Annotated in this window: 9 protein-coding genes; all 9 read right to left on the reverse strand. The window is 69.5% G+C overall.

Annotated elements, in window-relative coordinates; all coding sequences use genetic code 11:
* Positions 1–862: IMP dehydrogenase (gene guaB, locus OOT08_RS06380; RefSeq protein WP_325091751.1), on the reverse strand; the 862-nt coding region annotated here is incomplete at its 3' end.
* Positions 863–1,089: 227 nt separating this feature from the next.
* Positions 1,090–2,136: an ABC transporter ATP-binding protein gene (locus OOT08_RS06385; protein WP_325091753.1), complete on the reverse strand. Its 1,047-nt coding sequence runs from the start codon at positions 2,134–2,136 to the stop codon at positions 1,090–1,092.
* A complete protein-coding gene (locus OOT08_RS06390) occupies positions 2,136–2,936 on the reverse strand; it encodes an ABC transporter permease (protein WP_325091755.1) in 801 nt (266 codons plus the stop codon). The genes OOT08_RS06385 and OOT08_RS06390 overlap by 1 nt, the downstream gene beginning before the upstream one ends.
* A 3-nt stretch (positions 2,937–2,939) precedes the next feature.
* Positions 2,940–3,809 carry an ABC transporter permease gene (locus OOT08_RS06395; protein WP_325091757.1) on the reverse strand — a complete coding sequence of 290 codons (870 nt, stop codon included), beginning with the start codon at positions 3,807–3,809 and terminating at the stop codon, positions 2,940–2,942.
* Positions 3,806–4,873: an extracellular solute-binding protein gene (locus OOT08_RS06400; RefSeq protein ID WP_325091759.1), complete on the reverse strand. Its 1,068-nt coding sequence runs from the start codon at positions 4,871–4,873 to the stop codon at positions 3,806–3,808. The genes OOT08_RS06395 and OOT08_RS06400 overlap by 4 nt, the downstream gene beginning before the upstream one ends.
* 55 nt (positions 4,874–4,928) lie before the next feature.
* Complete coding sequence (locus tag OOT08_RS06405; protein ID WP_325091760.1) at positions 4,929–5,399, reverse strand: DUF3830 family protein; 471 nt, start codon at positions 5,397–5,399, stop codon at positions 4,929–4,931.
* A 52-nt stretch (positions 5,400–5,451) separates the two neighbouring features.
* A complete protein-coding gene (locus tag OOT08_RS06410) occupies positions 5,452–6,216 on the reverse strand; it encodes a gamma-glutamyl-gamma-aminobutyrate hydrolase family protein (RefSeq protein WP_325091761.1) in 765 nt (254 codons plus the stop codon).
* Complete coding sequence (locus OOT08_RS06415) at positions 6,213–7,709, reverse strand: aldehyde dehydrogenase family protein (RefSeq protein WP_325091762.1); 1,497 nt, start codon at positions 7,707–7,709, stop codon at positions 6,213–6,215. Before OOT08_RS06415 ends, OOT08_RS06410 begins: the two co-directional genes overlap by 4 nt.
* 102 nt (positions 7,710–7,811) lie before the next feature.
* Positions 7,812–8,515 (reverse strand): Lrp/AsnC family transcriptional regulator (locus tag OOT08_RS06420; RefSeq protein ID WP_325091763.1); only part of this gene is annotated, 704 nt, incomplete at its 5' end.

The following is an 8,515-nucleotide window of genomic DNA, read 5'->3' on the forward strand; positions in this document are numbered from 1 at the left end:
AGGTCGCCACGTTGCCGCCGATCACGTCGACCCCGGCAAAGGCCGGGTCCTTCTTGATCTTGGCGATCATCTCGAGCACGCCGCGGCTGTCGCCGTTGGCCGTGTCCACGACGAGCACGTCGGTGCCGGCCTCAAGCAGCGCGGTGGCACGCTGCCAGCCGTCGCCGAAGAAGCCGATGGCCGCGCCGACGCGGAGACGCCCGGCGTCATCCTTCGTGGCGTTCGGGTACTGCTCTTCCTTGTCAAAGTCCTTGACGGTGATCAGGCCCGTGAGCTTGCCCTCGGCATCCACCAGGGGCAGCTTCTCGATCTTGTGCTTCGCGAACACCGCCTGGGCGTCGTCGCGGCTGATGCCGACGGGGCCCGTGATGAGCGGCATCCGGGTCATCGCGTCGCCGACGCGGGTCGTGGCGCGGGCCGTGGCGTCGATGAAGCGCATGTCGCGGTTCGTGATGATGCCGACGAGGACCCCCTTGGGGTCGATCACGGGCAGACCGCTCACGCGGTACTCGCCGCAGAGCGCGTCCACCTCGGCCACGGTCGCGTCGACGGTCGTGGTCACGGGGTTCGTGATCATGCCCGCCTCGGAGCGCTTCACCCGGTCGGCCATCTCGGCCTGGTCCTGGATGGACAGGTTCCGGTGCAGGATGCCGAGGCCGCCGTTGCGGGCCATCGCGACGGCCATCCGGGTCTCGGTGACGGTGTCCATCGCCGCGGAGACGAGCGGGATGCTCAGGGAGATATTGCGGGTCAGACGCGAGGTCGTCTCCGCCTCGCTCGGGATGACGTCGGTGTGCGCCGGCAAGAGCAGCACGTCGTCGTAGGTGAGACCGGTGAAGGCGAAGGGATCGCGCTGATCCATGAGTCCTCAATTTCTGGCGAGTACAGCCTGGTGGGTGCGGGAGCGTCTGCGAGTGGTCGGGGGGTGGCGACCGTTCGTACAATCCTAAACGACACGGTGACCGAAATTATGCCCGATCACGATCCGGGCCCGAATCGGGGCAGCTTCCGGGGAAAACGACGCCGCGGCGCCCGCGCTCCGGGGGGGGGGGATGAGCGAGGGCGCCGCGGCGCGGATCGGGGACCGCCTTAGGCGGGGGGCAGCACGAAGGCGTCGGCGGTGCGCCAGCTCAGCCGTGCCGGACCGGCGGGGATGATCGGCCCGCGCTTGCCCGCGATCAGCCGGATTCGCTGCTCGCCGTAGGAGACGACGTACTGCACCTCGGCGCCCCGGAACACGGGGGCCACGACCTCGACGGGCACGCTGTTGTCGTCGCCCTCGGTGTTCAGGCGCAGGTCCTCCTGGCGCAGGCCGATCACGACATCGCTCCCCGCGGGGAATTCCCCCGCGGGCACGCGGATCTCGTGACCGCCCGCGAGCTGGGCCGCGCCGGGGGCGATCGTCACGGCCGGGAGCAGGTTCGCCGCGCCCAGGAAGTCCGCCGCAAAGACGGTCTTCGGGGTGCCGTAGATCTCCTCGGGCTTGCCGACCTGCTGCACGCGCCCCACGTTCATGAGCACGACCAGGTCGGACAGGCTCATCGCCTCGTCTTGGTCGTGGGTCACGAAGACGGTCGTCAGGCCGAGCTCGCGGTGCAGCTCCAACAGCTCGATCTGCATGTCCTCGCGGAGCCTGGCGTCGAGGTTCGACAGCGGCTCGTCGAGCAGCAGGATCCGGGGCTGGGAGACGATGGCCCGCGCGAGCGCCACACGCTGCTGCTGACCGCCCGAGAGCTGGGTGGGCTTGCGCGCGGCGAGGTGCCCCATCTGGACTCGCTCCAGCGCCGCCTTCGCGCGTTCCAGCTGCTCGGCCTTGCTGCCCTCCCCCGCCATGCGGAGCGGGAAGCGCACGTTTTCCAGCACGGTCATGTGCGGGAAGAGCGCGTAGGACTGGAACATCATGCCCAGGCGGCGCTTCTCCGGCGGGAGCGCGGTGACGTTTTCGTTGCCGATAAAAATGTCGCCGCGGGTGACGGTTTCGAGCCCCGCGATGCAGCGCAGCAGGGTTGACTTGCCGCAGCCCGAGGGGCCGAGCAGGGACATGAACGTGCCGGAGGCGACGTCCAGGGTGATTTCCGAGAGGGCGACGGAGGAGCCAAACTCCTTGCGCAGCCCCGAGATGACGAGATCAGCCATTAGGCCATTACCTTTCCAAGTCCGAGGGTGCGCTCGAAGCCGACGAGCACCAGGACGGTGACGAGCACCATGAGGGTGGACACCGCGGCCACGGACGGGTCGGGACTGAATTCCAGACGGCCGTAAATGGCGAGCGGCAGGGTTTCGACGGAGGGGCTGCGCAGGAAGAGCGCGACCACGGCGTCGTCGAAGGAGATGTTGAAGGCGAAGAACGCCCCCGCGAAGATGCCCGACTTGCACATGGGCAGCAGCACGAGAAGGTAGCGCTGCCACCACCGCGCGCCCATCGTGCGGGCGGCCTCCTCCGTGAAGCGGTCCTGCTGGAGGAGCACGCCGGACACGGTGCGCACGACGTAGGGAATCGCGAGCACGATGTGCCCGATAATGATGCCCGTGATCGAGGCCCCGTCGGCGTACACCGAGAGGAAGGCGAGCAGCGCGATGCCGAGGATGATGCTCGGCACGATGATCGGTGCCATCAGGAAGCTCAGGATCGCCTGCGAGCCGGGGATCTGGAAGCGGGTCAGCGCGATCGACGCGGCGGTGCCCACCACCACCGCGATGGCGGTGATGAGCAGGCCGATCCACAGGCTCGTGAGGAACGGCTGCAGATACGTGTCCGTCGTGAGCACGAGCTGGTACCACTCGAGGCTCAGCCCCTTGGGCGGGAAGCTCAGGAAGCGCTCGGAGTTGATCGAGGAGATCGCCACCACGATGATCGGCAGCAGCATGTAGATACCGACGACGACGGCCAGGACGGTCGCGAGGGCGCGGACCCAGCCGGGAACGGATTTGACCATGGGTTACTTCCTCGATCCGATGCGGGAGGTCGCGAAGATGAGCATGACGACCGCCAGGAAGAGCAGGGTGGACTGGGCCGCCGCGAAGGGCCAGTCGAGGTTCACCGTCGCGTCGTTGTAGATCGTGCCGGCGAGCACGGGCAGCCGGGAGCCGCCGACGAGGCGCGGGGTGATGAAGGAGCTGACCGAGAGGGCGAACACCAGGGTCGCGCCCGAGATGAGCCCCGGCAGGGACAGCGGGAACACGACGGTGCGCAGCGTGCTGAGGAATCCGGCGCCCATCGTGCGGGCGGCCTCCTCGAGCTTCGGGTCGATGTTCTGCATCACGCCGAACAGGGTGAGCACCGCGAAGGGGAGCAACACCTGCACCATCGAGATCACGATGCCGGCCTCGGTGCCGAGGAGGCCCTGACCGTACCTCACCGGATCGATCGACTTGGCCATCTGGCCGAGCCAGCTGTTCGGGGCGAGCAGCACGACCCAGCCGAAGGTGCGCACCACAACGCTCGTCATGAGCGGCAGGATGATGATCGCCATGAGGATGCCGGAGATGCGGCCGGAGACCCGGGTCATCAGGTAGGACAGCGGCAGGGCGAGCGCGAGCGTGATCACGGTCTGGATCAGCGAGAGCTTGAGCGATCGCCCCATCGCGGAGAGGTAGTAGTCGCTCTTGAAGACCTCGGCGTAGTTCGCGAGCGAGAAGCCGCTCTCGCCCTGGAAGCTCGTCACGGAGGAGAACACCATCTGCGCGACCGGCAGGAAAAAGCCCAGCATGAGCAGGACGATCGCCGGGGACAGCAGGAGCAGCGGCTCCAGCCACGGACGCTTGCGTCCGCGGCTGGAGCGCGATGCTAAGTGGAGCGGTTGGGTCATGATGCGACGATGGCGTTCCACGCCTTGACCCACTCGGGACGCTTCGCGTCGAGGACGGTCGGGTCGAAGCGCACCAGGTCGTTCAGCGCCTCACCGGCGAGCACCGCGTCGGCGAACTCCGCGGGGATCTCCACCGTCAGGTTCGTCGGCGAGTAGCGCAGCGCCTCGGCCCAGGCGAGCTGGACCTCGGGACGGAGCTGGTAGTTCACGAACTCGGTGGCGAGCTTCTCGTTGCCCGAGCCGGCGACCACGTTGGAGGTGATGTAGGACGCGGGGCTGTTCTCGGGCACCGTGAAGTCGACCTCGAGGCCCGCCTTGGTCAGCGTGTAGGCGTAGTCCTGCGCGTAGGGGGCGAGCCAGATGTCGCGCTGGGTGAAGGCCTGCTGGATCTCGGGGCTCGTCGCGGTCACGACGGCCTCGTTCTTCGCGAGCATCTTCTGCACGGCGTCGAGGCCGGGCTGCACGTTGTCCACGTCGCCGCCCAGCGTGCCGTTCAGCGCGAGGAAGGTGAGCAGACCGTAGGAGTTCGAGAAGTCGGTCAGGGCGACGTGACCCGCGAACGTCGGGTCGGTGATCGCGTCCCAGCTGGTGGGCGGGGTCGGGACCTTGTCGCGGAGGGTGATCAGGCCCATCGGCGCGATCTGAATGACGGGGCCCTCGCCCGTCCCGCGCTTGACGCCGTCAAGCGCGGTCGGGACGAGGTCCTCCGCCGCAGCAATGTCGCCCTCGGCAATGGGAGCGAGCAGACCGTCGGCCGCCGCGACGACCTCCTGGCCGCCGGAGAAGGTCACCACGTCGAGCTGGGGCTTGCCCTTCTGCGCGGTGAGCTGGGCGAGGGCGTCCGCGCTGTACGCGGTCACGACCTCGACCTTGGCGCCGGTCTCAGCCTGGAAGGGCTTGATCACGGCCTCCTGCAGGGTGGCCTCGTAGTCACCCCCGAAGGAGTTCACGACGATGGTCTGGCCCGCGAAGGGCAGGTCACCGGACCCGGCCTCGGGGGCGCCCCCGGAGGCGCAGCCCGTGAGGACCAGGGCGGCGGCTGACGCCATTGCGATAAGCGACACTGCTTTTTTCATAACCGACTACTTTCAGAAACAGGGAATGGTGGGGGGGAAAGGGCTAGCTGACGCGCGCGATGGTGATGGTCTTGGCACCGTCGATGCGCGTGTTGCCGCAGGCGGCAGCGAACTCGTCGAGGCCCTCGGTGATCGACGCGAAGATGTTGCAGGGGGTCCAGCCGAGCGGTCCGAAGATGCGTCCGCCGTCGCCGTAGAATACCCCAATTTCCCAGAGGTCCTCGGACATGTTCTTCATCTGGTTGGGGGCCTGGTAGTACCAGAGGAGGTCACCGGCGGCCGGGAAGCAGGTCTGGTTCTCAACGGGGATGGACTCGGGGTCGAAGTTCTGCGCGGACTCGGGCAGGCCGGTCATGATCTCGGGGCCGGCGAAGGCGGCGTGCACGGCGAGCACCTCGACGGGGCTCTCCAGCGCGTCCCAGATGGTCTGCGCGGTGACGGGGGCGTTCGTCGTGTTAAGGTCGGCGATGGCCTTCGCGCCGTTGGGGAAGGTCAGGGAGATCTGCTTGGTCATGGGGTTCTTTCTCTTGGGGTGGGGGGAAGGGAAAACGTGTGGGGCGCGGCCGCTACGCGCGCTCGGCGAAGCCGCGGGCCTGGGCCACGAACTCGGCGAAGAGCCGGGCCTCGTCCGCCACCTCGTCCGCGGCGCTCAGCTTCTCGGGGTGCCACTGCACCCCGAGGAAGGGCCAGGAAGCGGCGGCGGACTCGGCGGCCTCGATGATGCCGTCGTCGGCGCGCGCGGCGACCACGAGCCCGGGCGCGACGCGGTCGACGGCCTGGTGGTGGATCGTGTTCACGCGGCGGCGTTCGACGCCGTATACGGCGGCGAGCGCGGTGCCCGCGGCGAGCGCCACGTCGTGCCGGTCGCCCAGGAATGCCTCTGGGCTGTCCTGCGCCGGGTGTGCTTCCGTGTGCTCGAGGTCTTCGATCAGGGTGCCGCCGAGCACGACGTTCGTGAGCTGCAGGCCGCGGCAGATGCCGAGGACGGGCAGGCCCGCGTCCCGGGCCCCGAGGAGCAGGGCGCGCTCGAACGCGTCGCGGGCGGGGTCGGTGTCGGCCGCCTCCTCGGGGCTCGGGCCGAGCCCGCGGGTGGCGCGCGTCAGGTCCTGACCGCCCGAGAGCAGGAGCCCATCGAGGCGGCCCAGGATCGCGGGGGTCTGGTCCTCGGGGACCGGGGAGAGCAGGACGGGGATGCCCCCGGCCGCGGCGATGCGCTCGGCGTACTCGACGCCCAGGGTATAGAGGTCGGTGCGCTCGCCGAGGTACGTCGGCAGGCTCCGCCGCCACACCGTGATCCCGATGACGGGCGGGGTGCCCGACCAGGCGGTCACAGCGCGATCCAGACGGATTTGAGGTCGGTGTATTTGTCGACGGCGTGGCCGGACTTGTCGGCTCCGAAGCCGCTGTCCCGGCGGCCGCCGAAGGGCATGCTGAGCGTGCCCTCCTCGTAGCAGTTCACCCAGACGGTGCCCGCGTCGAGCGCCCGGGAGAAGCGGTGCGCGGCAGCGAGGTCGCGCGTCCACAGCGAGGCGGCGAGGCCGTAGTCGCTGTCGTTGGCGAGCGCGATGGCCTCCTCGTTCGAGTCGACCACGGTCACCGTGAGCACGGGGCCGAAGACCTCCGTGGCGTGCAGGGTGGTGCCGGGGGCGACCCCGCTGAGGATCGTGGGCTCGTAGTACGCGCCGCCGGGGACGGGCTCGACGATGCGCCCGCCCGCGAGGACCGTGGCGCCCGCGGCGACGGCCTCGTCAACCGCCCGGGCGATCTGGTCGCGCGCGGCGAGGCTGATGAGCGCGCCGGAGCGGCTCGTCGGGTCGAGGGGATCGGCCGGGGCCATTTCGCCCGCGGTGCGCACGGCAGCCGCGATCACGGCGTCCGCGACGTCCCGGTGCACGATGAGGCGGCGCGCGGCCGAGCACATCTCGCCCTGGTTGTAGAAGGCGGCCCAGCCGATCGTGGCGCCCGCCTGCTCGGCATCCGCGTCGGCGAGGACCACGCTTGCGCTGTGCCCGCCGAGCTCGGGCCAGACGCGCTTGCCGTTGGACTCGGCGGCGTACCCCTGCAGCAGGCGGCCGACGCGCCCGGAGCCGGTGAAGGCGAGCACGTTCACGTCGGGGTGGCGGCCGAGCGCCTGGCCGATGACCTGACCCGCGCCGGGCAGCACCTGGAGCACCCCGGCGGGGATGCCCGCTTCGAGCGCGAGCTCGCCGAGGGCGAGCACGACGGAGGAGGTGGCCTCGGCGGGTTTGAGCACGACGGAGTTTCCGGCGACGAGTGCCGGGCCGATCTTCCAGCCGGTCATCGTGAGGGGGAAGTTCCAGGGGGTGATCGCCGCGACGACCCCGGCGGGCTCGCGCGTGACGAGGGCGAGCGCGTCCGGCCCCACCTGGGGGCTCGCGTCGTCGAGCTTGTCGGCGAGCTCGCCGTACCAGCGGAGGGTCGTCGCGATGGCGCGCAGTTCGACGTCGTGGGCGTCCTGGGCGGGCTTGCCCATTTCGACGGAGATCGTGAGGGCGAGCCGGCGGGCGTCGCGCTCGACGAGCTCCGCGAAGCGGATCAGGGCCTGGCCCCGCTGGCGGGGGGCGAGGGCGGACCAGACGCCGGAGCGGAAGGCGGCCCGGGCGCCGGCCACGGCCCGGTCGACGTCGGCCGGAGCGGCCGCGGCCACCGCGGGCAGGGCCGAGCCGTCGCGGGGGGACACGCGCTCGATCGGGGTTCCGGACACCGGGGCACCGACGACTCCGTCGATGATCGCACCGGTGCTCAGGACGAGCGTGCGGGCCTCGGCGGCCCATTCAGCTGAGGAAAACAAGGAGGAAGACATGACGACCAATCGTTGATGGAGTCATCCCATCACGATTGGCCGAGAATTGCAAATTATTCTAAATGAATGTCCTTAACTTGGGCTTGTTGATGTTTGCTTGGCTTATTCTTCGTCGATAATCGTGAGTGGCCCGCGGCGAACGGGCGAGAGCACCAGGTCCACCTCGCCGATCCGCGCGCCGGGCACGCGCGAGACCACGTCCGAGAGGAACTCCAGCAGCTCTTCCTCGCTCCGCGCCAGCATGTCGACCATCATCTGGTGTTCCCCGGTCACCGCTGAGCAGAAGCGCACCTCGCCAGAGGCGGCCAGAATCCGCCCCATCTCGTCGAGCTGCCCCGGGGGGACACGCAGCCACGCCATCGCCTCGATGCGCAGCCCAAACACCCCGGGGGCCACCTCCGCACGCACCCGGAGCGTGCCGCTCGCGATGAGCTGCTCGGCTCGGCGGCGCACCACCCCGGTCTTCGCGCCGATCAGCTGCGCGAGACGGGTCGCGGGCATCCGCCCCTCCTCGGCGAGCAGGCCGATCAGCTGCTCGTCCTGCTCGGTCAGGTCCGTCACGGGGGCCGCGTCCTCGTCGAGCGCCGCGATGATCTCGGCCTGGGCGGCCGCGCGGATCTCCGGGGAAATGGTGTTCGTCATCATCCAGTCGTAGCCGGAGCGATACCAGCGCAGCACGGTCATCGTCTCGCAGGCGAGCACCCCCTCGATCGAGGGCAGCTCGTCCAGCACCACCTGGGCGAGCAGTTTCGGCTCGGGCAGGATCAGCAGGGCCACGATCTGGCGCGCGCCCTCCAGGACGGAAA

It is taken from the genome of Leucobacter sp. M11, from assembly GCF_035726885.1.
GTDB lineage: Bacteria > Actinomycetota > Actinomycetes > Actinomycetales > Microbacteriaceae > JAPFRB01.